This window comes from Tepidibacter sp., assembly GCF_025210165.1.
In the GTDB taxonomy this organism is placed as follows: Bacteria; Bacillota; Clostridia; order Peptostreptococcales; family Peptostreptococcaceae; genus Tepidibacter_A.
The window spans coordinates 89,099-111,960 of the sequence record NZ_JAOASI010000039.1; the positions used below are offsets into that span (position 1 = coordinate 89,099).

The 22,862-nt window shown below is 27.1% G+C and carries 27 protein-coding genes; 5 read left to right on the forward strand and 22 right to left on the reverse strand.

Annotation, left to right across the window (positions count from 1 at the left end):
- Positions 1–203: 203 nt before the first annotated feature.
- From N4A48_RS06605 to N4A48_RS06625, 5 genes are all read right to left on the reverse strand, one after another.
- Positions 204–1,364 carry a glycosyltransferase family 4 protein gene (locus N4A48_RS06605; protein ID WP_293665062.1) on the reverse strand — a complete coding sequence of 387 codons (1,161 nt, stop codon included), beginning with the start codon at positions 1,362–1,364 and terminating at the stop codon, positions 204–206.
- A 13-nt stretch (positions 1,365–1,377) separates the two neighbouring features.
- Positions 1,378–2,370, reverse strand: a complete 993-nt coding sequence (locus tag N4A48_RS06610; protein ID WP_293665063.1) for a CotS family spore coat protein — start codon at positions 2,368–2,370, stop codon at positions 1,378–1,380.
- 11 nt (positions 2,371–2,381) lie between these two features.
- Positions 2,382–3,413 carry a CotS family spore coat protein gene (locus tag N4A48_RS06615; RefSeq protein ID WP_293665064.1) on the reverse strand — a complete coding sequence of 344 codons (1,032 nt, stop codon included), beginning with the start codon at positions 3,411–3,413 and terminating at the stop codon, positions 2,382–2,384.
- An 86-nt stretch (positions 3,414–3,499) separates the two neighbouring features.
- A complete protein-coding gene (locus tag N4A48_RS06620; protein WP_293665065.1) occupies positions 3,500–3,748 on the reverse strand; it encodes a transcription initiation factor IIE in 249 nt (82 codons plus the stop codon).
- Between the two features lie 70 nt (positions 3,749–3,818).
- Positions 3,819–4,760 carry an NAD-dependent epimerase/dehydratase family protein gene (locus N4A48_RS06625; protein WP_293665066.1) on the reverse strand — a complete coding sequence of 314 codons (942 nt, stop codon included), beginning with the start codon at positions 4,758–4,760 and terminating at the stop codon, positions 3,819–3,821.
- A gap of 143 nt (positions 4,761–4,903) precedes the next feature.
- Here N4A48_RS06625 and cotE point away from each other — a divergent pair, with 143 nt between their 5' ends.
- Positions 4,904–5,470 carry an outer spore coat protein CotE gene (gene cotE, locus N4A48_RS06630; RefSeq protein WP_293665067.1) on the forward strand — a complete coding sequence of 189 codons (567 nt, stop codon included), beginning with the start codon at positions 4,904–4,906 and terminating at the stop codon, positions 5,468–5,470.
- Positions 5,471–5,489: 19 nt separating this feature from the next.
- On the opposite strand, the gene N4A48_RS06635 is transcribed toward cotE, so the two are convergent.
- The 10 genes from N4A48_RS06635 to N4A48_RS06680 all read right to left on the reverse strand — a co-directional run bounded on the left by N4A48_RS06635 (position 5,490) and on the right by N4A48_RS06680 (position 13,975).
- The gene (locus N4A48_RS06635) at positions 5,490–6,440 is read right to left on the reverse strand and encodes a DnaB-like helicase C-terminal domain-containing protein (protein ID WP_293665068.1); all 951 of its coding nucleotides are present in this window, start codon (positions 6,438–6,440) and stop codon (positions 5,490–5,492) included.
- A gap of 149 nt (positions 6,441–6,589) precedes the next feature.
- Complete coding sequence (locus N4A48_RS06640) at positions 6,590–8,506, reverse strand: AAA family ATPase (RefSeq protein ID WP_293665069.1); 1,917 nt, start codon at positions 8,504–8,506, stop codon at positions 6,590–6,592.
- A 120-nt stretch (positions 8,507–8,626) separates the two neighbouring features.
- Positions 8,627–10,153, reverse strand: a complete 1,527-nt coding sequence (hutH, locus tag N4A48_RS06645) for a histidine ammonia-lyase (RefSeq protein WP_293665070.1) — start codon at positions 10,151–10,153, stop codon at positions 8,627–8,629.
- Between the two features lie 215 nt (positions 10,154–10,368).
- Positions 10,369–11,289, reverse strand: coding sequence for a cache domain-containing protein (locus tag N4A48_RS06650; protein WP_293665072.1), 921 nt, complete (start codon positions 11,287–11,289; stop codon positions 10,369–10,371).
- Positions 11,290–11,400: 111 nt separating this feature from the next.
- Positions 11,401–12,402, reverse strand: a complete 1,002-nt coding sequence (locus N4A48_RS06655; protein WP_293665073.1) for a LacI family DNA-binding transcriptional regulator — start codon at positions 12,400–12,402, stop codon at positions 11,401–11,403.
- Between the two features lie 108 nt (positions 12,403–12,510).
- Positions 12,511–12,672 (reverse strand): hypothetical protein, encoded by a 162-nt coding sequence (locus N4A48_RS06660; RefSeq protein ID WP_293665074.1) that lies wholly within the window; start codon positions 12,670–12,672, stop codon positions 12,511–12,513.
- 89 nt (positions 12,673–12,761) lie between these two features.
- Positions 12,762–12,923, reverse strand: coding sequence for a hypothetical protein (locus tag N4A48_RS06665; protein ID WP_293665075.1), 162 nt, complete (start codon positions 12,921–12,923; stop codon positions 12,762–12,764).
- 53 nt (positions 12,924–12,976) lie between these two features.
- Complete coding sequence (locus tag N4A48_RS06670; protein WP_293665076.1) at positions 12,977–13,138, reverse strand: hypothetical protein; 162 nt, start codon at positions 13,136–13,138, stop codon at positions 12,977–12,979.
- Between the two features lie 141 nt (positions 13,139–13,279).
- Entirely contained in the window at positions 13,280–13,489 is a 210-nt protein-coding gene (locus N4A48_RS06675) for a chorion class high-cysteine HCB protein 13 (RefSeq protein ID WP_293665077.1), read from the reverse strand.
- A gap of 51 nt (positions 13,490–13,540) precedes the next feature.
- Entirely contained in the window at positions 13,541–13,975 is a 435-nt protein-coding gene (locus N4A48_RS06680) for a hypothetical protein (protein WP_293665078.1), read from the reverse strand.
- A 164-nt stretch (positions 13,976–14,139) separates the two neighbouring features.
- Between N4A48_RS06680 and acpP the strand changes: the two genes are divergently transcribed.
- The gene (gene acpP / locus N4A48_RS06685) at positions 14,140–14,367 is read left to right on the forward strand and encodes an acyl carrier protein (RefSeq protein ID WP_293665079.1); all 228 of its coding nucleotides are present in this window, start codon (positions 14,140–14,142) and stop codon (positions 14,365–14,367) included.
- Positions 14,368–14,586: 219 nt separating this feature from the next.
- Here acpP and N4A48_RS06690 read toward each other — a convergent pair whose 3' ends face one another.
- On the reverse strand, positions 14,587–14,772 hold the full coding sequence (locus tag N4A48_RS06690) for a hypothetical protein (RefSeq protein ID WP_293665080.1): 186 nt from the start codon (positions 14,770–14,772) through the stop codon (positions 14,587–14,589).
- Positions 14,773–15,165: 393 nt separating this feature from the next.
- On the opposite strand from N4A48_RS06690, the gene N4A48_RS06695 reads away from it, so the two are divergent.
- On the forward strand, positions 15,166–15,621 hold the full coding sequence (locus N4A48_RS06695) for a hypothetical protein (protein WP_293665081.1): 456 nt from the start codon (positions 15,166–15,168) through the stop codon (positions 15,619–15,621).
- A gap of 494 nt (positions 15,622–16,115) precedes the next feature.
- Here the strand turns inward: N4A48_RS06695 and N4A48_RS06700 are convergent, their stop codons facing one another.
- Together N4A48_RS06700 and N4A48_RS06705 are read right to left on the reverse strand one after the other, a co-directional pair.
- Positions 16,116–17,129 carry a nucleoid-associated protein gene (locus N4A48_RS06700; protein WP_293665082.1) on the reverse strand — a complete coding sequence of 338 codons (1,014 nt, stop codon included), beginning with the start codon at positions 17,127–17,129 and terminating at the stop codon, positions 16,116–16,118.
- Positions 17,129–18,040 (reverse strand): RluA family pseudouridine synthase, encoded by a 912-nt coding sequence (locus tag N4A48_RS06705; RefSeq protein WP_293665083.1) that lies wholly within the window; start codon positions 18,038–18,040, stop codon positions 17,129–17,131. Before N4A48_RS06705 ends, N4A48_RS06700 begins: the two co-directional genes overlap by 1 nt.
- A 125-nt stretch (positions 18,041–18,165) precedes the next feature.
- Between N4A48_RS06705 and N4A48_RS06710 the strand changes: the two genes are divergently transcribed.
- Positions 18,166–18,966, forward strand: coding sequence for an NAD(+)/NADH kinase (locus tag N4A48_RS06710; RefSeq protein ID WP_293665084.1), 801 nt, complete (start codon positions 18,166–18,168; stop codon positions 18,964–18,966).
- Positions 18,967–18,985: 19 nt separating this feature from the next.
- Complete coding sequence (yfcE, locus tag N4A48_RS06715; protein ID WP_293665085.1) at positions 18,986–19,531, forward strand: phosphodiesterase; 546 nt, start codon at positions 18,986–18,988, stop codon at positions 19,529–19,531.
- Between the two features lie 67 nt (positions 19,532–19,598).
- Here the strand turns inward: yfcE and N4A48_RS06720 are convergent, their stop codons facing one another.
- The 4 genes from N4A48_RS06720 to ytvI all read right to left on the reverse strand — a co-directional run bounded on the left by N4A48_RS06720 (position 19,599) and on the right by ytvI (position 22,769).
- Positions 19,599–19,955, reverse strand: coding sequence for a hypothetical protein (locus N4A48_RS06720; protein WP_293665086.1), 357 nt, complete (start codon positions 19,953–19,955; stop codon positions 19,599–19,601).
- 15 nt (positions 19,956–19,970) lie between these two features.
- The gene (locus N4A48_RS06725; RefSeq protein WP_293665087.1) at positions 19,971–20,297 is read right to left on the reverse strand and encodes a DUF1294 domain-containing protein; all 327 of its coding nucleotides are present in this window, start codon (positions 20,295–20,297) and stop codon (positions 19,971–19,973) included.
- A 121-nt stretch (positions 20,298–20,418) separates the two neighbouring features.
- Positions 20,419–21,648: a peptidase T gene (gene pepT / locus N4A48_RS06730; protein WP_293665088.1), complete on the reverse strand. Its 1,230-nt coding sequence runs from the start codon at positions 21,646–21,648 to the stop codon at positions 20,419–20,421.
- Between the two features lie 77 nt (positions 21,649–21,725).
- Positions 21,726–22,769 (reverse strand): sporulation integral membrane protein YtvI, encoded by a 1,044-nt coding sequence (gene ytvI, locus N4A48_RS06735; RefSeq protein WP_293665089.1) that lies wholly within the window; start codon positions 22,767–22,769, stop codon positions 21,726–21,728.
- Positions 22,770–22,862: the final 93 nt, after the last annotated feature.

Here is a 22,862-nt window from a genome sequence, read left to right on the forward strand (position 1 = left end):
ACGAGTATAGTATCATAATTTTATTTTTCTCACAAGGTTTTCCGGGTTTTAACCCGATACAAGGTTTTTCCGTGTTTTAACCCGAGTCTAGATATTAAAATTTAATTCAAATAAAAAAATGATGCTCGTTGAAATATTAGATACTTTTTGTTAATATCAACCAAGTATCGGTATTTCAATGAGTATCATTTTTCGCTTAGAAACTATTTTTTATTATACTTCTTAGCAACCCCACCAAATAACCTCAGCAACCTATTAGCAATCACATTCCAATTATGATGCTCCTCAACAAATTTTCTTCCTTTCTTCCCCATCTCAATAGCCTTTTCTTCATTTTCTATAAAATATTTTATATACTTACTAAACTCATCTGGATTAGTATAATCATCAATTGCAAATCCATTAACTCCTTGATTTATTACCTCTGCATTTCCTCCTCTGTTAGTAGTTATCATAGGAAGAGCACTTGCCATAGCTTCATAATGAACTCTCGCAAGAGGTTCTTGCCATTGAGATGTACACACGAACATATCCCCCATATTATAATACTTAGGTATTTCATCAGGAGTTAAAAATCCTGTGAATGCTATATTATCCTTAAGCTCTTTAGCCTCAGCTTGAAGATTTTTCACATAATCATCAGTCGCATTATTTCCATACCATTTACTTCCAACAAATATAAGTTTAGTATCTGGATAATCCTCAAGTACACTCTTCATAGCCTTTATCAAAACATCTGGACCCTTTTTCTTAGATAACCTTCCAACATATATTATAACCTTTGCATTATCTGCTACACCGTATTTTTTCCTCATATCAATTCTATCTTTTAAAACACCCTCACTCCAAAATGGCTTTATAAGATTTAAATCAACCGCAGAATAAACTGCATTCATCTTTCCTCTAGCATTTGGATATGGATTTTGAACACCATTTGCTATAAATTCACTTACAGTACATATAAATTCCACTCTATCTATACATTCCTTAGCTCTTTTAGCATCTATTTTTTTGGGTAAGAACATTTCATTATGAAGACTTAAGCTAAAAGGTGTATTAGGTAAATTGCTACTGAGTATTTTTATCCACTTAGGTCTATTAAATACATGAACAAGATCAAATTCATCTGTAAGCCTTTCTTTTATATTATTTACATATTCAGCTTTTGTTCTTCCAGCAACCCTTATGTGAGTTATATTCCCATTTTGCTCTTCATCTTTTAATTTATCATTTCTAAGGCTAAACACAGTTATATCATGATACTTTGATAAAATAGGAAGTAAATTAGTTATATATATTTGAATAGCTCCACTAAGTATAGGTGGTACTGGTAGCTTTTCCGTACACACAAATGCAATTTTCATACATATCTCCTTCCTAGAATAAATCTTTTAATAAATTTACCTTACTAAGCTCTAATTTCGTAATTAATTCTATCTTGTTAGCACTAACACTCTTATTCTTTTTATACAAGTTCTTAACATCTCCAAAGAACCAATGAGGATATAGTAAATCTATCTTTAATAATTCAAGCATTTGGGGAGATAGCTTATTGTACTTTTCATAATAAGATAAAGTCGTCTTTATTACATTCTCCTTCCATCCGCCTCCCTTTTGCATCTTCTTTCCTATTATTTTTCTAAGATCTCTTATAACTAAATCATATGTTACTCCATCAAGGTCTATAACATAAGGACCATCTTTTGAATAAATAACATTTCCAACTCCATAATCCTGATGACATAAACTGAATTTATGAAGTTCATTATTACAAATATCAAAATAAGCTGATTTTTCAAGCATTCCTATACTCATATCAGTAATCTCTATTATAGAATCTATATTTTCAAAATAAGCTTTATGAGAATTATTATTTAAATTATTAGAAGCCTGATCTTTCCACTTTAGCATTCTTTTTTTCATAGATTCATATTGGCTCTGCCATTTTCCTATCTTTGATGATATTTTAGCATCTTCAGGAGATATATAACCTATAGAATCTACATGAAACTGAGCAAGAGCCTCCATTGCAATTTTGAAATCCTCTGCTTTTCCAAAATGTAAGTCCTTTGATTCTATCCATTCATATACTACGAACAACTGCTCATTATATTCTGTTAAAGGTTCACTATCATTGTTTAAATATATACTTGGAACATGTCCGCCTTTATTTCGGATATATACTTGTGCATTTACAGAAAATAGAGCTCTCTCCTTACTGTGTCTAAGTCTTTTAAGACAAGCTGTTTTTCCATTATAGTCAAACTTCCATATAGTTTTAAGCCCACTATTTTGAATTAATTTAAACTCTTCTACTTCCATATCATACTTTAGTAAAACATCCTTAGCTAGTTGGTTTAAAGTTGACATTTCTCTCCCCCCTACATTGGAATAATATCTTCAAAATTATTTATAATAGGTTCTACTGATTTTTCAATAGATATCATTTCCTTTAATCTCTTGATGTATTTTTGCTCTGTCCAAGTTTTTTCTCTTCTTTCATAATATTTACTCATTATTCCTACGAATAAATGAGGGAATGTCAATGTAGGTTTTAATAGCTCCCACTGATACTTTTTCAAAGGATTTTGCTCATTGTAGCATTTTAGTATCTTACTTGTGAGCTCTAAGTCCCATCCATCATTTTTTCTCTTCATTATCTTATTTAATATCTTCCTAATATCTCTAAGAGGTATATCAATAGTCAATGAATCCGTATCTAATATATATAATCTTCCTGAATTTTCTAATATGCAGTTTCCAGCTGTAAAATCTTGATGGCAAAGACCTCCATTTTCCTCTACTTCCTTAACCCAATCACTATAAGCTTCTTTATAGAATGCTTCTATTGAATTTTTTATTCTCTCATAAAAATGAGGATATTCTTTAAGTATAATCTTTCCAAACTCAGAATGTTCATCTTTATTAAGTTCCATATTATAGTATTTTTTTAATTTATTCATATCTTTTTCATACTTTTCTATCCAAAGTCCAAGATGTGTTCTAACTTTATAATCTTCTCTTGGGCTAAATCCTCTAGATGCCTTATGGAATCTAGCAAGTTCATGTATTATTCTTCTAACATTTTCATCACTTGAATAATTTAGAGTAGATCCGTCAATTGCTTCACTAAGCACAAAGCATACTCCATCCTTTATAACATAATCATTTCCTGATTTAGTCTTTATTATATTAGGTATATAAACTCCATTGCTATTTAAATGATTAACTGCATCTATAATAAAATCTAATGTTTTGTATGGAAAAGACTGCTTTTTAAGTATCTTATAACCATTATCTGTATTTATCCACCAAACACCTTTTTTTCCTTTATAAGATTCTAATTTAATACCCTTAACAGTAATATCATATTCCTTTAAAACAGGAGTTATATCCTCACCTTTAACTGGCATATGTTCTCCTCCTTAAATATAATGAATTTATAATAGATAAAATTAATGGGGGCTTTCGCCCCCCTATATAGAGTTAAACTTAGTTTTTAAAATTCAACTTCTTCTTCCTCTTCTTCTTCAAATTCCTCTTGATTTGCCCAAGTTATTTTAACAGCATAAGATCCTTCTAATTCATCATTTTCATATTTTACCTTATATACTAATTCTTTATCATCAGGAATTTCTACTTTTTCTCCCTCTATTTCAAGAATTTCTTTCATTAGTTTTGTATAATTTTCCTTTAAAAATGTATATAAGTCATGTTTACTTCCTATATATTTTTCTTGATATTTCATTTTATAATTCCCCCTTTAGATTGATTTGTAACTTATTTACTCTATATTATATGTTCTATATCAAATTGTGTTACTTTAAATGAAGATTTTTCATATATTTTATTTGCTCATATATACCTTTTTCTAGATCAAATTTGCATTTATATCCTAAGCATTCCTTTATCTTACTTATATCAGAATACGTATCCTTTACATCTCCCTTTTCAGAATCTAAATAGTTTATATTAGCTTTTTTATCTATAATATCTTCTATTATTTTTACTACATCTATAAGCTTTATTGGGCTTTGACTTCCAACATTGAATATATCTGATTTAACATTTGAATACGCAGCTTTTATATTTGCATCTACTATATCATCTACATATGTGAAGTCTCTTCCCTGCTTACCATCTCCGTATATATATATTTCCTTATCATATAATATATTTTTTATAAATCTACTTATAGCCATTTCTGGTCTTTGTCTTGGACCATAAACTGTAAAATATCTAAGAGATATAACTGGTAATCCATAGTTTTTACTATAAAGATCGCACAAATTTTCTGCTGCAAGCTTAGTAACTCCATATGGAGAATATGGTCTTGTTATTTGTGTTTCTTTCATAGGTATAGTATCTGTATTTCCATATACTGAAGATGATGAAGCATATATTATCTTCTTTATATTAAAATTTTTAGATACTTCTAAAAGTTTTTGGGTTGCAGATATATTATTGTATATATATTCTTCAAAATCATACCCCCAGCTGCCTCTTACTCCAGGCTGACCTGCTTGATGGAATACATAATCTACATCTATATACTTTTTCAAATTACAGGTTACTAGATTTTCATTTACCAAATTGAATTTATCATTTAACATTAATTTTTTTAAATTAAATTCTTTTATATCTTTAGAATAATAATCAGTAAAAGAATCTATCCCTATAATATCAAATCCTTCATCTAATAATCTCTCACTTAAAGTAGATCCTATAAATCCTGCACATCCAGTTACAAGAGCTTTCAAGATATCAATCCCCCTTAAATTAAATATTTAATATACTTATATGCTTTTATTTAAATCTTAGTTCAAAAAAAATATTGATTTTAATATCACATTTTTATTTGAACCTGAATAATATATATAAGTATAGAGAAGGAGGGGGTATTATGGATAATAAGTATAAACAAGAAAAGCGTATAACAACTATTATCACTAATACAGTTTGCGGTAAAAAAACGCAATTATGTCAAAATACTATAAGCTTAGACGTTGATGATATTGTACTACCTACTCAAATTCTAGGTTCTGCTATTAGAAATGCTAGTATTGAAGAGAGTAAAATCGTTGATATATCAAATGATTTTATGTTAGTAAAAGTTATGGGAGAATTTGAAGTGCACGTTTGGTATGAAGAAAATGACAGTACAAATGTAGTAAAAACTTACGAAAAGTTCTCACAAAACATATCTATACCAGTATTTGAAGGTGTAGATTATTACGGAAAAAAAATACTGTGTAATCTTTCTAAAAAACCAGTATCATTAGGAGCAATGATTATAAATAAGAGTGGATGCCCTACTATTTCTGTAGAAGCAGAATATGAAATTAAAGTTGAAATAACAGGCGAGGCTCGTATTAACGTTTTATGCTATGTAGACGAAAAAGAACATACATGCGACAAGAAAAAATTAGATTTTTACTTTGATGATGATGATGACGATCATGATGATTAAAAATTAAGAGAGCATGTAATTACATGCTCTCTTTTATTCTTTCACTACAAAAATAATTATTCTTATAATAATAGTATAAAGTTTCTATTTTATAATCTAATCCACTTCTATTTTTTAGCAGTACAAAATCTATTTTTCTAGGATATTGATTCTTAAATTCATGATATTTTCTTATTTTTTCAATATCAGTTCCATTTTTAAACTGCTCTGACATATTTTTTAATTGCAAATATCCAACTACATCTGCTATATCCTCTATATCATATGTATCCTTAAAGCTATCATAGCTTAAGTGTTTAAAATATGAAGCTCTACTTTGAGATGATATACATATAATAGGTATATCTAGATTCTTTACCATATCCCTTAATTGAGTTAAATTATAGTCATTTCTTTGTTTATCATCAATTTTAATATCCAAAGATTTAATTGCTTGTATATAGTCTATTATTACAATAGGCTTTGTTTTTTTTGTTTTTCTATGATTCTCTATTGCATCTTTTATATGTTTTATTGAAAATTTGTAGTCGCACTCAATAATGTGCATTCTTTGAGATACTTCTTCTTTATATCTATCTACTACTAATTTTAACGATTCTCTATCTATATCACCATAGTCTAAATTAAAGGAATCAATTTTTTTATATCTTTTAGGATTTAATAAAAATAGATTTCTGCATAAGCTTTTATCTATAAGTTCTCTTTGCTTCATTTGGTATGAGAAAAATATAACATCATGCCCTTGCTTACATATATTATCTCCTATTTGATTTAAAAAGTCTGTCTTTCCAAAATTACTCATGGCACCTAATACATAAAGCTGACTGGTTATTCCTCCTCCTATCAATCTATCTATATTATTAAATCCTGTTGATACTTTAAATTTACCTCTATATTCATTAGTGTTATTTAAAATTTTATCTAGATAAGAATTTATACTTTCATAATTAATCTTAGAACATCTACCCATATAACCCTCCTTAAATCAAGTGAAACTTATCTTCAGGTGGAGTTTGTAACTCCATCTGAAGGTTAGTTGAACTTATCCAGAAGCTGTAGAGTTCTCATCTCCAACCTGAAGAAGATGGAGTCTTAGAACTCTTAGCTTTCGGATAAACTCTAATTCTTTAAAGCTATATTATTTTCTTTTATATGTTTTATATTAAAATTAAATCCTTTTAGCTTAGAGAATAATATATCGTGCTTAATATTATCCGAATTCTTATTAAATATATATTCTATTTTTTCATAAATAATTCTTTTTTTAGTGTTACTCTGATTATTAAATATATATTTTCTAAGTTTATTATGAGTAAATACATATTTATTTTTACCGTTATATACATCTTCTTTAATAATGTTTTTTCTTTCTAATTCTTCTAACAGGTCTACTAATTCTAGTCCTGGTCTTCCAGTTATCATCTTTAATATATCTATATTAAATCCTTCTAAAAATACAGAGGCTATATCTAGTATTTTAATTGACTCAAGAGATAAATCAATTAAAATACTTTTTATCTTTTGATTAGACTTATCTGAGATTTTATCTTTGTTTTGATTGTTTATATTATCTATAGCTTCATTTACAAAGAATATATTTCCTTCACTTTCTCTGTATATCTTATCTGATATTTTTTTATTAAATTTATATTTATTAATTTTTGATTTAGATATCTCATATACTTGTCTTTGATCAAATCTTGTTAGTTTTATTTTTATTAATTTATCATGTTGTAGCATAAAGTTTTTAAAGCTATCTATATTGTATTCATCAGAAGTTCTAGCAGTCGCTATCAAATTTATATTATCTTGTCTTATAAGTAAACTTTTTAACAAGCTTATACTCGTTTTATCCATCCAATGTATATCATCTATTAATATAATAATTTTTTTATGTAATGATACCTTGTCAACTATGTTTATAATAGTGTTTTTTATTAATTCAAGTTTCAATGTATCTAGTTTTTCACAATTATCATAGTTCATGTCAAACACTGGGAATATAGTATCTATATTTTGTTTCCAAGACTTTTGTATATTTATATTATTTTTTTTTATTATTTTATTCAAGCTTATAAGTATATCATGCCAAGGCTTTAATAAGCTTTCTCTATCTACCGCATAACAATCTATATCTATTAAATAAGATTCTTTTTTATTAATATTATTTACAAACTCATTTTTAAGCTTTGTTTTTCCTATCCCAAATTCACCTGTTATAAGTACTGATTTTGAATTTTTTCCTCTTATAAATTTATTATAATTATCAAGTATATATTTTATTTCTTCATCTCTATAGTAAAATAAGCTTTGATTTTTTAATTCTATCTGGCTTATATTTTTTTCATTTAATATTTTTTTATACAACTGATAAGTAGTATTATCTGGCTTTATTCCAAGTTCTACATCTAACATTTTTTCTAGCTTATAATATAAGTGTATAGCCTTATAAAAAGCTCCTTGCTCATAATATATATTCATCAAAGCTCTATATGCTCTTTCATCAAACTCATCCTCATTCATAAATGCTTTTGCACATACTAAAGCTTCTTCATATTTTCTTTTTTTCATTAATAATTTGCTTTTATTATATAACTTATCTATATTTATATCCTTGTACTTTTGTCTTTCATTATTTATCCACCAATTGAAATTTTCATTATTTTTCAATATAAGTCCTTTTAAAAACTCACACTTTCCATTTTCAAAATATACATCTTCTTTACTTAAAAAATCATTTAAATCTGTTTTTATATGTATGCTTGGATTTATACTAACAGTACTTTTTTTAGGAGATATTATTATATCCATATCAAATACTTTTCTTATTTGATACATTGCATTTCTAAGATTCTTCTTTGCAGTACTCTCCTTTGAATCCTCCCATAAAAGATTGACAAGTTCATCTCGGCTAGCTTCTTTGTTTATTACTAAATAATAAAAGAGTGCCTCAGTTTTTTTATAAGGAAAACAGATGATATCATTTTTTTTATATACACTATGATTATTAAAAAATTTTATATTTATAATATCCATAACTACAACCTCTTTTTATTAAGGCATACGCCTAATTGTATTTTAGAAATTTTAATTATCATTACAATAAATGGTATAGTTTTTAAACTATACCATTTGTTGTTTCTTATATAAATTCACTTAATTAAGTTTTCCTACCTTTTCTTCTATTTTATTAACTATTATATTTGAGATTATTAAGTCTTCACATTTGTTTATTTCTTTATACATTATAATATCTTCTTCTATTGTCTTAGTTTTCTCTCTTATAAGATTGTATGCTATACTAGTTCCATCTCCAAGACCTTTGTTTTCATTAAGGTCTATTCCTTGTGTTGCTCCTAGCATTTCCATAGCAAGTACCTTTCTTACATTTTCCATTACTTCTCTAGCTTTTCTAGCAGCTATAGTACCCATAGATACATGATCCTCTTGATTAGCTGATGATGGTATCGAATCAACACTTGCTGGATGTGCTAAAACCTTGTTTTCAGAAACAAGTGCAGCGGCAGAATATTGAACTATCATAAATCCAGAATTTAGCCCTCCCTTTTTAGTTAAAAATGCTGGAAGTCCTCCTAATGCAGGATTTACAAGTCTTTCAAGTCTTCTCTCTGATACATTAGCAATTTCAGCTAGTGCTATTGCTAAAAAGTCAAAACTTAAAGCCATAGGTTGTCCGTGGAAGTTTCCTCCTGATATAACTTCCTCTACATCTGGAAATATAAGTGGGTTATCAGTTGCAGCATTTATCTCAATCTCTACTTTTTTCTTTATATAGTCAATAGCATCCTTACTAGCTCCATGAATCTGAGGAGTGCATCTTAGAGTATATGCATCTTGAACTTTAACTTCTCCTTGAGTAGTAGTCATATTACTATTATTTAATATATTTAAAATATTTTTAGCAGCATCTATTTGACCTTGATGTCCTCTAACTTCATGAACCTTTTTATCAAAAGCTGTAACTATTCCATTAAGAGCCTCCATAGTAAGTGCCGCTGCAATATCTGCAGTCTTTAATAAATTAACTGCATCATATACAGTTAGTGCCCCAACTGCAGTCATTACCTGAGTTCCATTTATAAGTGCAAGACCTTCCTTTGATGTAAGAGTAACAGGTTCTATACTGGCTTTCTTTAAAGCATCTATACCACTCATTTTTTCTCCTTTATAGATTGCTTCTCCTTCACCAATCATAACTAAAACCATATGAGAAAGTGGTGCTAAATCCCCAGACGCACCAAGTGATCCTTTTTGTGGTATTAATGGATGGATTCCCTCATTTAACATTTTTATAAGAATATTTAAAGTATTTAATCTTATTCCTGAATTTCCTTTTGCTAGATTATTTATTCTAAGAAGCATTATACTTCTTGAAACCTCTTCATTAAAACATTCTCCTACTCCACAAGAATGGCTTATTATTAGATTTCTTTGTAGTATCTTCGTTTCTTCTTTACTTATAACAACATCAGAAAATTTACCAAATCCCGTAGTTATTCCATAAACTATCTTTTCCTCATCAACGAACTTATCGACTATGTTTCTAGCTTTTATAACCTTTTTCTCTGACTCTTCAGTAAGCTCTACTTTATATCCATTTCTAGCTACATTAACAACATCTTCAATAGTTAAACTCTTTCCATCTATGTATACCTTATTCAAAACTATACCCCCTTTGGAATTGTCTAAAAATTCGATTTATTTATAATTTATTCTATATTCATAATCATTTTCCCTTTATCTTTTGTTATATATTTTTATAGAATCTTATAACTTTTCACTTTCTTATAAAATATTTTAATATATATAATAGAAAAAAGTTCGCAAGTATACTAACTCAGGCTTGCAAACTTTAATATTTAAAGATCTATTAAAATCTAATCTTCGCTATCTTCATTTTTTATTATTTTTGATTTGTTTCTTAATACCATTTGAAAAATTCCTACTAAAATAACTTCTAGTGCAGATAACATCTCCCCCATTCTAATTATTTTACTATTATTTTTATTAACACTATCTGCACCTTCTTCTATTATTAAAGTCCAGTTATTATAGGGAAGATCAAAATATATCCCATATACTAAAACCCCTCTATAATCTATATAAGGAACTTTATTTGAATAATCAATATTCAACTTGATATTTTTTATATCAATTTCTTTTTTCCCAACTGCATCAGGTATAAATCTTGAATTTGTTATAAATCTACCTTCCTCATCTACTATATAACTTTCTGTAGACTCATCCATTAATCTAGAAAATTCCATTATTTCATTTAATGATGATGCATTTATTTTTGAATAAATAACTCCTACTACTAGATTATTATTGTATATAGGAAAGACAGCTTCTATAAAAGTATCATTTGAAATAAACATCACATCCGAAACGTGTATATTACCAGCTAAAGCTTCTTTAACACCTTTCTTATCTTTAAAATTTTGATTATTATAATTGTATCCATATACTATATTAGCTTCTTTGTCTAATATAATTATTTCTTTATATATGTCTCTATTTAATTTTGTATATTCTATAATTGAATCTAGCTTTTCTTGTTCAAAATTTTTAACACAATCTATTTCTTTTAAAAAATTCATATCATAAATTATTTTATCAAACCATAGCTCTATTTCTTTTTCCTGCTCTTTTCCTACTGTATATAAAGACGTAACAGTTAAATCCACTGTAGTTTCTTTATCTACATGAAAAAACCATATACATATTATTATTGTTGGTAATATAGAAATTAAAAGTAAAAGAATAATGTTTGTATATTTAGTAACTTTTTTAGACATATATAACACCTCTTGATTTATTCTATTACCTTAAAAATAAAAAAGTTCTTCTTTAATATAGTTTCCTATTCGTTATAAAAAAGTGTACAAAAAAAGTAGGTTAATATTAACCTACTTTTTTTGTACACTCTGTCTTTCTACAAGACTATAAGGAAGAAGTATTTTCTTATCTTCTAGCCCCTCATTATTTATCATCTTAACTATCATCCTAATAGATACAGCTCCCATATCATATATAGGCTGTTTAATAGTAGTAAGAGCTGGTCTGTATAAAGATGCTAATTTAATGTCATTATATCCAGATACTGATATATCTTCTGGTACCTTATATCCAGCATCTAATATGCAGTTTATAACACCTACTGCTATTTCATCCCGAGATGCAAACACTGCATCTGGTATATTCTTTGACTCCAGAATTTGGCTCATAAGATAATATCCAGATTCACTAGTATCGTCTCCTTCTTTTACAAGAGTCTCATCCATTTGAATATTTGATTCTTCTAGTGCCTTTTTAAATCCTCTATATCTATCTGAATCCATTATATTATCTTGTGCAGATGATTTCATAAATGCTATTTTTGTATTTCCATTTTTTATCAAGTATTTTGTCATATCATAAGATGCTTCAAAATTGTTAATACTTACAGAGTAAACGTCAAATTCAGTTGCATTCTTACTTATGTATACAGCTGGTATGTTTGCTTTTTCTATTACATCTACATGTTTTTGATCCATCTTCCATGATACAAATATTATACCTGCCACTTGCTTTGATTTTAAAAGATTAATATATTTTAATTCTTCATCAGGTTCCCCATAACTATTACATAAAACAATGTCATAATCATATATCTTACCTACTTCTTCTATTCCATTAAGTAACTCTCCCATAAAAAAATCAGATATATCAGGTACTATTACTCCTATCAATTGACTTTTCTTAGTTACTAAGCTTCTAGCTAATGGATTTGGAGTATATCCTGTTTCTTCTATTATTTTCAATACTCTTTGTCTTATTTCGTTGCTTACAGGCTTTGAATTATTAATTACCCTAGAAACGGTCGATATAGAAACGCCTGCTTTTTTAGCCACATCCTTTATAGTAATCATTGTATCACTTCCTCTCATACTCTATATTAATTGTTAATTATATCACTTATTTATATAAAAAACAAAGAGCTAGATTTTAATCTAGCTCTTTGTTTTCACTGTTTAATATTAATGACAATCAAACTCGTCACATGCACAGAATATTAATATCAATATTAAGAATGGGATCCAATCACATATATCTATATCTTCTAAACAATCTTGGAATATTAAAAATAAGAAGAATAAAGCTATAATCCACCAACAATCGCAATCCTTAAAACAACCCATAATCTTACCTCCTTATAATTTTGAAAGATTTACTTTCTTGATATATACTATGATTTTAGTTATCAATTTGTTAATATCTGATTTTGCTATTAATCACAATCAAACTCATCACATGCAGCGAATATTAATACTAATATCAAGAATGGAATCCAATCACATATATCTATATCATGTATACAATCTTGGAATATTAAGAATATAAAGAATAAAGCTAAAATCCACCAACAGTCAAAGTCTTTAAAACAACCCATAATCTTACCTCCTTATAAGTTAGAATGAGATTAAATATTTTTATCTAACTTCATTAACAACATTCAAACTCGTCACATGCAGCAAATATTAATACTAATATCAAGAATGGAATCCAATCACATATATCTATATCTTGTATACAGTCTTGGAAGAATATGAATAAAACAAATAACGCTATAATCCACCAACAATCAAAATCTTTAAAACAACCCATAATAGTACCTCCTTGTTTTTTTTGAAGGTTATTCCTTCTTGTATATACTATGTACTTTGAGTAAATTTGGTTAATACATATGGATAGAAATTTTATTTTTATTTATCAAAAAAGAAAAAAAGCTAGTTAAAAACTAGCTTTTTAGCATCCAAATCCACCATCACAACAGCAGCATACTACAACAAGTATTAGTATTATAAATAAGAAATTGTTGTCATCTCCACAACCACCGAACCAGTCAAAATCACAACAGCAGAATAATACTAATAATAATAGTATCCATATAAATCCATTATCGTCGTCACATCCACCAAAGAATCCGCCTCTAAATAATCCACTATTTTCACTCATTCTATTACCTCCCATAAATTAATATTAAAGGTTAATGCCTTCTTCTTTATGTTATGAGGTTTCATCTATTTTTGTTACTCTTATAAGAGTTTTTTTTAATTTTTTTTGTATTTCATCTTGGGATAATTTATTGTATCTATTATACTCACTTATACTATTCTTTAGTTTTTCTTTATCATTTAATTTATTATTTATAGCTATTTTCAATTTTTCTAAAGAAATAACCTTATAATCAATGTACGCTTGAATATATTTATTATTTTCAATACTTGATATACCACTCTTTAGATTATCTATTCTCTTTATATATTGATTTATATTCCCTTCTTTAATGCGATTATTATTAAAGTCTTCAACTATAAAACTAGTTTCTCTTATATATGGGTTTATATTTTTAACGTCATTTATCAATTTGTTCTGATAGATATTCAAGTTCATGCAAAAAAACAGTACATACAATATAAATACAACAGTAAATCTTCTCATATATCTCCTCCTTAGTATTACTTTCATTATATTTATATTCAAATTTGTACAAGTTATTACACTTATTTAAATATAGTCTAAAAAAATATATTGAAAAATTTTCAAACATGTAATAAACTACTATTAAAAATATTAGTTTATTAAGTTTTAGGAGGGTAACAAATATGTTTGAAAAAGTAAAAGAAATAATAGCAGATCAATTAGGTGTAGACGATATAGATGCTATAACACCAACAACTTCTTTAGTTAATGACTTAGAGGCTGATTCACTTGACGCTGTTGAGATAATGATGGCTCTTGAAGATGAGTTTGATATTGAAATTCCAGATGAGAAAGCTGAGAACTTCAAGAATATAGGAGATATATGTAAATATATCGAAGAAAATAAATAAATCTTCAAAATAAAATAAGAGGAATTTTCCTCTTATTTTTTTGTATAAAACTGTTCTTAGTCCAAAATCAAGGGTATTAAAATACCACTCATGCATTAAATATTTTTAAATGATTCGTTAACATTCTAATACCCTTAATTTTTTGAGTATAGTTCTTAAATTTTGATTGATATGGATTTTAATTGAAATATTATCTAAAAAAAAAGAAGAAGATATAGTCTAAATACTCCTATATAAACAACATCCATATCCTAAAGCATTTTTCTCCAATAAACCTGTTGAAATTATAATCTTACCCATAGTCTGAGATAGCTCATCACCTTTAACTGTTATATCAAACTTATTTCCAATTAGTTTTTTACCTTTATATTTAAATGCTATAGGCTTTTTATTTGTATACGTCAAAGATTATTTTTATTCAAATAAAAATAATGGATTTGGAGAAGGCATTGAAATTCTTGTTAGACTTGATCCATAATGGAGATAGACTTATGGAAGTTGAAGAATTAAAATTGATTATATATGATATAAGAAAAGGAATTCCACTTGATAAGATACATTAGTATTTAACGAATTTTTTAAAGAAATTTATTAAGTTTAGCGAAAGAGCTATTGAGAGGAATAAAAAAATAATTGCAGTTGGAGATTAATATGATGGTATTGATTTCTTTACTTCAATATTATAATTAAAGTTGAAATACTGTGTTTGCACTCTATGACAATAACCCTAGTACTATCCCTATTAGTCGTTTTTTAATTATATTTGTGCTATACTTTAAAAAAAAAGGGGGTTCTGTTATGGGTCTTATTTATATGTCTCCAGTGGTGTTAACACTTATTATATTTGCATTGTGGAATCACTTAAAAGATAAAAATTGGAATATTCATTATTTTAGGAAAAGAACTCTGATATTTTTTTCGATGGCGATTATATTTTTATCTATGTGTGTATTTGATTGTATTGCTGTTGTAGTATATAAATTAGATATTTACAAATTGCCGTCTATTAAAGGAACAATATCTGAAATTCACACAGTAGAAAAACCAAGGGGTGATAGCAAAATTATATTAAACAATGAAGAGTATCTTGTTGATGTAGAATTATTGAGAGGTAAAAATGTATTAAATAATGGTTTTTTTTATAATAATAAGAATTATCGAATATATTTAACTCCTATTTTTAGAAGAGTATGTGATATAATTGATTTGTCGAATTTAGAAAACAGTAAAAATATAAATGGGATTAAACATTAGTTTAACGCATGTCAAGTGTGTTAATTATAAAATATTTTCCATAGATATATCTTTAGAAACCCTCATTTTACGTATAAAAAAATAGACTGATACACTTGCTTCTGGGTCAAGATTGTCCGAACATAATTTTCTTATAAACTGTATTAATAAAATATTTGTGTTGTGGTATACCAAACATTTTACACTAGAAGTACTCTTTTTCATACCTTTTTTGGATACTCAACACGCTTAACCTTATTTATATCTTTAAAAAGCTATATAAACTTTTAGGTTGGTAAACTAAAAAATGATGCTCGTTGGAATGTTAGATACTTTTTTGTTAATATTCTACTATAAAACTTAGATTGTGGCGTTTGAATATTCGTTAAAAAAGTTCGTTGTCTGACCAACGGGAGTTTAGAACTTTTAGAATATTTAATAGGCCACAATCTTTAGTTTTATTGGAATATTGACTAAGTATCGGTATTCCAATGAGCATCATTTTGATCTACACCCTATTTTTCTTCATAAAACTTTACATTCTTTATAACTATATCAACACTTCCATCTGGATTCTTCTTCATTTGATATTTAAGAGAGTCCTCAAACTCATCCATACTGCCCTTTATCTCAAACCCAGTATCTGTTTTTATACTCTTCTTTTTAAGCTTTTTCTCAACCCACTTCTTATCTATTGTAAAATTACTCTCTTCTATTCCATCTTCAAACATCTGCTCTTTAAATCCATATTTCAAATCATCATCTTCTACTGTTTTTTCTATAAATTCTTCTATATCAACTGCCTCTTTTTCCTTTAATGTATAAAGTAGATTTTCTCTCATAACTCTAGCCGTATCTATATCATCATAAAAGCTATTTGCTATCCATTTTTCAGTTGAATCTCTAAATATTTTAGTTTTATCCTTATCATCAAATACAATCGTGCAATCAAATAATTTTTTTACAAAAAAGCTTTCCTCCTTATAAGCTGATTTTGCAGCTTTTTTATCTAAAATCTCTAAATGGTATTCATCATTAACTCCACTAAGACCTACTATTGCAGCAGTTTTTATTTTCTGAGAAGAGCTTAAAAGACCTACTTCATGGGGAACTAAATTTATTTTTAATCTATCTTCTACTACCTCTATTGAGTGAGTATACGATTTTTTATATTCAAGAGGAAGTATTTCAACATAAGTATCCTCTTTTATAGAATATAGACATATAGCTAAATCACATGATTCTACAGATGCATCCTCCTTCATCTTATCAAATATGTTCTGTGCAATTTCTTTTGAATTATCTACAAATGTATTATTGTCATATATTATTTTTTCACATAAGTCTTTTAATACATTCTCATTTTCATTAAAAGTAGCCTTTTTTAAATCATCATTCCTTAATACTTTTTTAGTATGTTTTTGTAAAAGCTCTTCTATCTCCTTTGTCATTATACCTTCAAAGTCATTTAAAACTGGCATATCAGAATTCTTATCTAGTACATGTATTATAAACTTGTGTATTATCATTATTTCTCCCCCTTTAGCTTTTCTATTAATTCTTTCATATCATCTGGAAGTTCTGCTTTTAAATTAAGAATTTCTTTAGTTCTAGGTTGATTAAAATCTAATTTATAAGCATGAAGAGCTTGTCTTTTTATTAATTCTTCATCAACATATCCATAAATTTCATCTCCTATTATTGGATATCCTAAGTGACTTAAGTGAACTCTTATTTGGTGTGTTCTTCCAGTTTCAAGTAATACCTCTACTATTGTAGAATTCTCTAATCTTTCTATAACTTTAAAATGAGATACAGATTTTTGCCCTCTTTCATCTACTACTCTTTTTATAGAATCTTCTTCTCTATATATAGGCTGATCTATAGTTCCAGAGTCTTCTTTTATTACACCTTTAACTATAGCTATATACTTTTTAGTTACCTTATTTTCCTTCATATCTTGAGATAATAAATGATGTGCATATGCATTCTTTGCGACTATTAATAGACCAGATGTATTCATATCTAATCTATTTACAAATCTTATTCTAGGTTCTTCGCTCTTATCCTTTAAATAAAACATAATTCCATTTGCAATAGTTTTATCTATGTGACTCTTTGTTGGATGAACAACCATATATGGAGGCTTACTTATCATCATAATATCAAAGTCTTCATATAATACTTGTATATTTAAATCTTGAGGTTCAAAATGATTACTTTCTTCATCTATTTTAATTTGTATTAAATCACCTATTTTAGTTTCATAAGAAAGAGTTTGATATTTTGAATTAACTAATATATTTCTATCTTTTTTCATTTTATTTATAAATCTAACAGACATATTCAATTTATCTAACAAAATCTTTTTCAGTGTAAGTCCTTTATCTTGTACTTGATATGATATCAAGTTGTATCTTTGATTTTTTTTATCCAGCAAATTATTTCCTCCTAATTATAATAGTCAATATAGGTATTATATTATTTATATTTTTAATAGGCAAGTTATTAGATTAATCTAATTATGTTATAATATCTTTAGGGTTAATGAAAGGGAGATTTTATATGAAAAAAATTATAAATATAACTGCTAATTTATCTGTCATCTCTCAGGAAACTGCCAAAACGTTAAAATCAAAATTAGAGTCCAAGGGATTTGAAGTTACAGATAAACTAACTTCAAAAGTAGATCTTATAGTATGCATAGGTGGGGATGGTTCTTTTTTAAAAACAGTTCACGAATATAACTTTACATCAATTCCTATTATAGGTATCAATACAGGACATCTAGGATTTTTTCAAGAAATACGTCCATCTGAGATAGATGATTTTATAGATTCTTATATAAAAAATGATTATTATATACAAGAAATAAACCCTATAAAATCTTACATCTATACAAAAAATAGATGTGTTGAATCACTTGCAATAAATGAGATAGTTATAAAAAACAATTTATCAAGAACTATACATTTGAATTTAAGTGTAAACAATAATTTTATAGAGAAATTCAGTGGAGATGGAATAATAGTATCAACTCCAACAGGTTCTACTGCATACAATTATTCATCTGGTGGAAGTATTGTCGATCCTAGTCTGAAATTGATTCAAATAACACCTCTATCTCCTATCAATACTAATGCTTATAGATCTTTTACATCTAGTATTATATTATCTGAGCATTCTGTAGTTGATATAACTCCAGAATGTAGATTTGAAAATTCTGTTTTGATAGTACATGATGGTGTTGAGCATAAATATAGTGCAACTACTAAAATTATAATAAAATCTTCTGATATTAAAATAAAATTACTTAGATTTAAAAACTATGAATTTTGGAACAAGGTATCAGAAAAGTTTTTATAAATTATAGGAGGAAATACATATGAAATTAGGAATAATAAGCGATACGCATGGAAGCTTAACTTATTTTAATAAAGCTTTATCTTATTTAAACGACTGCGAATATATACTTCATGCAGGAGATGTATTATATCACGGTCCTAGGAACCCACTTCCTGATGGATATAATCCAAAAGAATTAGCAGTTAAAATCAATTCTTTAAATAATTTAATATTTGCAAGTGGAAATTGTGATTCTGATGTTGATCAAATGGTTATAAACCATCCAATTCAAACACCTTTTGTATTTAGCAAACTTAATGATTTAAATATTCTTATCTGTCATGGCTATAGAAAATCTAAAGAAGATATAATAAAAATGGCAAAAGATTATAATGCAGATATATTAATTTCTGGTCACACACATGTAAAAGAACTTTACAAGGATGGCAGTTTAATAGTACTTAATCCAGGTAGTACGTCACTTCCTAAAGATGGTACTCACTCAATAGCTATAGTAGAAGATAACTCAATAACGCTTATAAATATAATTACAGGTAAAATTTTGAAAGAGATTAATATACTTTAAATCAAAGAAGCTTATTAAAATATTTAATATTTTAATAAGCTTCTTTGGATTAAGTATACAAATTTAATTATTTAGCTTCTATTTTGTCTATTCCAAAACCATGACACTCTACGACTGGAAGTACAAATAAAAATCCAACTCCTGGCTCTTGCATATAATTTAGCTCTTCTTTTATTTTATCAACAGTTTTTCTTAATAATTCTTCATCTCTTATTACACTTATAATAGTCTTGTTGTAAGGCTTGTGACCTTCTATCAACTTCTTTATCCCTGAAAATACAGGAACATCTATATCATGGTCTAGAAGAACCTTCCCCATTCCCTCGCTGTCTATAACAGTAGCACCTAAATTCAGATGATAAAATATATCTAATACATCATCCAACTTATCTACCTCATTTAAAACTAAATATAAAGCATACATAATGCACAACCCCCTTTAAATCAAATATCTATATATTAAAAATGAAACGACTAAATTTAATAAAAATATAGAAGGAATGCCTATATAAAATTTATCTTTTTGAGTTTTATGCCTAAAAACTGTCATTCCCATAACAACACCTAAAGCTCCTCCTAAAAGTGAAACCACAAAAAACCTAAGTTCTTTAGTTCTAAATTGTCTTCTTCTAGCTTTTCTCTTATCTAGACCAGTCATTATAAATCCGTATATATTTATGATTATATAATAATAAATCAAATATATTCCTAAATTATTTAAATATTGACTTACATTAGTATTGATTATGTTTTGAATATAGGTCATTTTAAAATACTCCCTTCTTTATTATTTATATATATTATATCACTTTTTATTATATTTTGTAATTTAACAAAAAATAAATCCAGCATATACCTATATACTGGATTTATTTTTAATACCTATATTAATTTTTACATTCATATTTTTGAACTATCTTAACTACAAGCTCTACTGCTTTTTCCATAGCAAATGTAGGTATATATTCGTATTTACCGTGGAAATTATGTCCTCCAGTAAATATATTAGGTGTTGGAAGACCTTCAAACGAAAGTCTAGCTCCATCAGTTCCTCCTCTTATAGGCTTTATCATAGGAGTTATACCTGTTTCTTTCATAGCTTCCTCAACTATATCAACTATATATTTTACAGGCTCTACCTTTTCCTTCATATTATAATATTGATCATTCATATCTAATACAGCAGTATTTTTTCCATATTTTCCGTTGATTTTGTTTACTACATCTTCCATAACCTTTTTTCTATTTTCAAAGCTATTCATATCAAAATCTCTTATTATGTACTCCATCTTAACCTCTTCAACACTTCCATTTAATTCATCTAAATGATAGAACCCTTCATATCCATCAGTCTTTGATGGTATTTCTTCTTTAGGAAGCATTCCACCTAGCTCCATAGCTATTAAAACAGCATTTTTCATCTTATTCTTAGCGTATCCCGGATGAACATTTTTCCCATTTACTTTAATGACAGCTCCTGCTGCATTAAAGTTTTCATATTCTAATTCTCCTATTTCTCCACCATCTAAAGTATAAGCGTATTTTGCTCCAAACTTTTCAATATCGAACTTGTCAGCACCTCTTCCAATTTCTTCATCAGGTGTAAATCCAATTCTTATTTTACCATGCTTTATTTCAGGATTATTTATTAAGTACTCCATAGCTGTAACTATTTCAGCTATACCAGCCTTATCATCAGCACCTAAAAGAGTTGTACCGTCTGTAGTTATAAGAGTTTTTCCTACATAATTCAGAATCTCTGGTGAATCACTTGGAGATAATACTACACTACCGTCTTCGCTTAATACAATATCTTTTCCATCATAATTTTCAACTATTTTAGGATTTACATTTTTTCCACTCATATCTGGAGCTGTGTCCATATGAGCTATAAACCCTATAGTTTCTACTTCTTTATCTGTATTAGATTCAAGAGTTGCCATTACATAACCGTTCTCATCAACAGCTGCATCTGATAATCCAATTTCCTTTAATTCCTCAACTAGTTTTTTTGCAAAATCAATTTGAATATTTGAACTAGGACAAGAACTAGAACTTGGATCTGCCTTTGTATCTTCCTTAACATATTTTATAAATCTATCAACAACCTTGCTCATATCAAAACCCTCCTCAAAAACCTTTTCTTTATTTTACCATTACTTATTTAATAATAAAATAATATATATAATTTTTTTCATATTATATTTACCTTTTTGAATATTTTGTAGAATACAACATAAAACATTAAATAAACCATACCTAATATCCCATATGATGCAAGGCCAATAAATATTATACCTAGAGCTGTTAATGGATGTATTCCAACTGAATTTGATATAACCTTTGGCTCTATTAATTCTATCATAATAGTTATTATAGCAAATAAAGCTATTATACCTACAGCTATAAAGTACTGTTTTTTTATAATATAAAAGATAAACATAGGTATATATATAAAACCAATTCCAATTACTGGTATAATATCTAAAATAGCAACTAAAAGGCTTATAATCAATGTATACCTTATTTTTAATATCCAAAACCCTATCAAAGTACATATAAAAGTTATTCCTACCAATATTATGTATGCCTTTAAATATCCAAACATCATATGTTTAATTTCATTTAACATATTAGAAGCTTTTTTTCTTCCATCATCACAAAAAAAAGATAAGAACTTGTTTTTTATCTTTTCCATGTCTTTATCAAAAAAATACAAACTAAATAATACAACAAACGCAACTATAAATAATAAAGGAACCCCTATTATCATTTGGATGCCTTTATTTGTAATATTTAATAAACTATTAAATATATTATGAATATTAGACGAAAGCTGTTTTTGAACTCCTTGTACAATACCAGGCTCAAGTTTTTCATAAAATATATTCAGTTTATTCATTTGATTTACTAGCGTATGGTATAATTCATTAAAATCATCTATAGAACTCAGTATGTCCTTAGACTCTATCTTCACGTTAAATACTATAAACGTACAAATTAGTAAGAGAATTATAAATATTAATACTGATAACAATATAGCAGATATACCTTTTTTTAAGTGGAATTTTTTATATAAATAATCTGTACATGGCTTTATAAGTACAGCAATTATAAATGCCAAAACGAATGGATATGTATACGGTATTGTTAATGAAAACACAATAAATACTAATGTATATATAAGTGTAAAAACAAATGATTTCTTAATATTTTGAATAAAACATTTATCAAACATATTCATCACCTTTTATAAATTACTTTAATATTATTATCTGCCTTTATAGTTATCTCTATGCAAAAATGATATAGCTTCCTAAAGAATCAAATA

Bases quoted from the DNA above. Each gene is read 5' to 3' on its own strand.
- N4A48_RS06680 (WP_293665078.1), bottom strand. From the start codon at position 13,975: ATGAGAAGATTTACTGTTGTATTTATATTGTATGTACTGTTTTTTTGC.
- N4A48_RS06695 (WP_293665081.1), top strand. From the start codon at position 15,166: ATGGGTCTTATTTATATGTCTCCAGTGGTGTTAACACTTATTATATTT.
- N4A48_RS06605 (WP_293665062.1), bottom strand. From the start codon at position 1,364: ATGAAAATTGCATTTGTGTGTACGGAAAAGCTACCAGTACCACCTATA.
- N4A48_RS06620 (WP_293665065.1), bottom strand. From the start codon at position 3,748: ATGAAATATCAAGAAAAATATATAGGAAGTAAACATGACTTATATACA.
- acpP (WP_293665079.1), top strand. From the start codon at position 14,140: ATGTTTGAAAAAGTAAAAGAAATAATAGCAGATCAATTAGGTGTAGAC.
- N4A48_RS06610 (WP_293665063.1), bottom strand. From the start codon at position 2,370: ATGTCAACTTTAAACCAACTAGCTAAGGATGTTTTACTAAAGTATGAT.
- N4A48_RS06665 (WP_293665075.1), bottom strand. From the start codon at position 12,923: ATGGGTTGTTTTAAAGACTTTGACTGTTGGTGGATTTTAGCTTTATTC.
- N4A48_RS06635 (WP_293665068.1), bottom strand. From the start codon at position 6,440: ATGGGTAGATGTTCTAAGATTAATTATGAAAGTATAAATTCTTATCTA.
- N4A48_RS06725 (WP_293665087.1), bottom strand. From the start codon at position 20,297: ATGACCTATATTCAAAACATAATCAATACTAATGTAAGTCAATATTTA.
- N4A48_RS06720 (WP_293665086.1), bottom strand. From the start codon at position 19,955: ATGTATGCTTTATATTTAGTTTTAAATGAGGTAGATAAGTTGGATGAT.
- N4A48_RS06660 (WP_293665074.1), bottom strand. From the start codon at position 12,672: ATGGGTTGTTTTAAGGATTGCGATTGTTGGTGGATTATAGCTTTATTC.
- cotE (WP_293665067.1), top strand. From the start codon at position 4,904: ATGGATAATAAGTATAAACAAGAAAAGCGTATAACAACTATTATCACT.
- N4A48_RS06675 (WP_293665077.1), bottom strand. From the start codon at position 13,489: ATGAGTGAAAATAGTGGATTATTTAGAGGCGGATTCTTTGGTGGATGT.
- N4A48_RS06640 (WP_293665069.1), bottom strand. From the start codon at position 8,506: ATGGATATTATAAATATAAAATTTTTTAATAATCATAGTGTATATAAA.
- pepT (WP_293665088.1), bottom strand. From the start codon at position 21,648: ATGAGCAAGGTTGTTGATAGATTTATAAAATATGTTAAGGAAGATACA.
- N4A48_RS06615 (WP_293665064.1), bottom strand. From the start codon at position 3,413: ATGCCAGTTAAAGGTGAGGATATAACTCCTGTTTTAAAGGAATATGAT.
- N4A48_RS06710 (WP_293665084.1), top strand. From the start codon at position 18,166: ATGAAAAAAATTATAAATATAACTGCTAATTTATCTGTCATCTCTCAG.
- yfcE (WP_293665085.1), top strand. From the start codon at position 18,986: ATGAAATTAGGAATAATAAGCGATACGCATGGAAGCTTAACTTATTTT.
- N4A48_RS06670 (WP_293665076.1), bottom strand. From the start codon at position 13,138: ATGGGTTGTTTTAAAGATTTTGATTGTTGGTGGATTATAGCGTTATTT.
- N4A48_RS06655 (WP_293665073.1), bottom strand. From the start codon at position 12,402: ATGATTACTATAAAGGATGTGGCTAAAAAAGCAGGCGTTTCTATATCG.
- N4A48_RS06700 (WP_293665082.1), bottom strand. From the start codon at position 17,129: ATGATAATACACAAGTTTATAATACATGTACTAGATAAGAATTCTGAT.
- N4A48_RS06650 (WP_293665072.1), bottom strand. From the start codon at position 11,289: ATGTCTAAAAAAGTTACTAAATATACAAACATTATTCTTTTACTTTTA.
- ytvI (WP_293665089.1), bottom strand. From the start codon at position 22,769: ATGTTTGATAAATGTTTTATTCAAAATATTAAGAAATCATTTGTTTTT.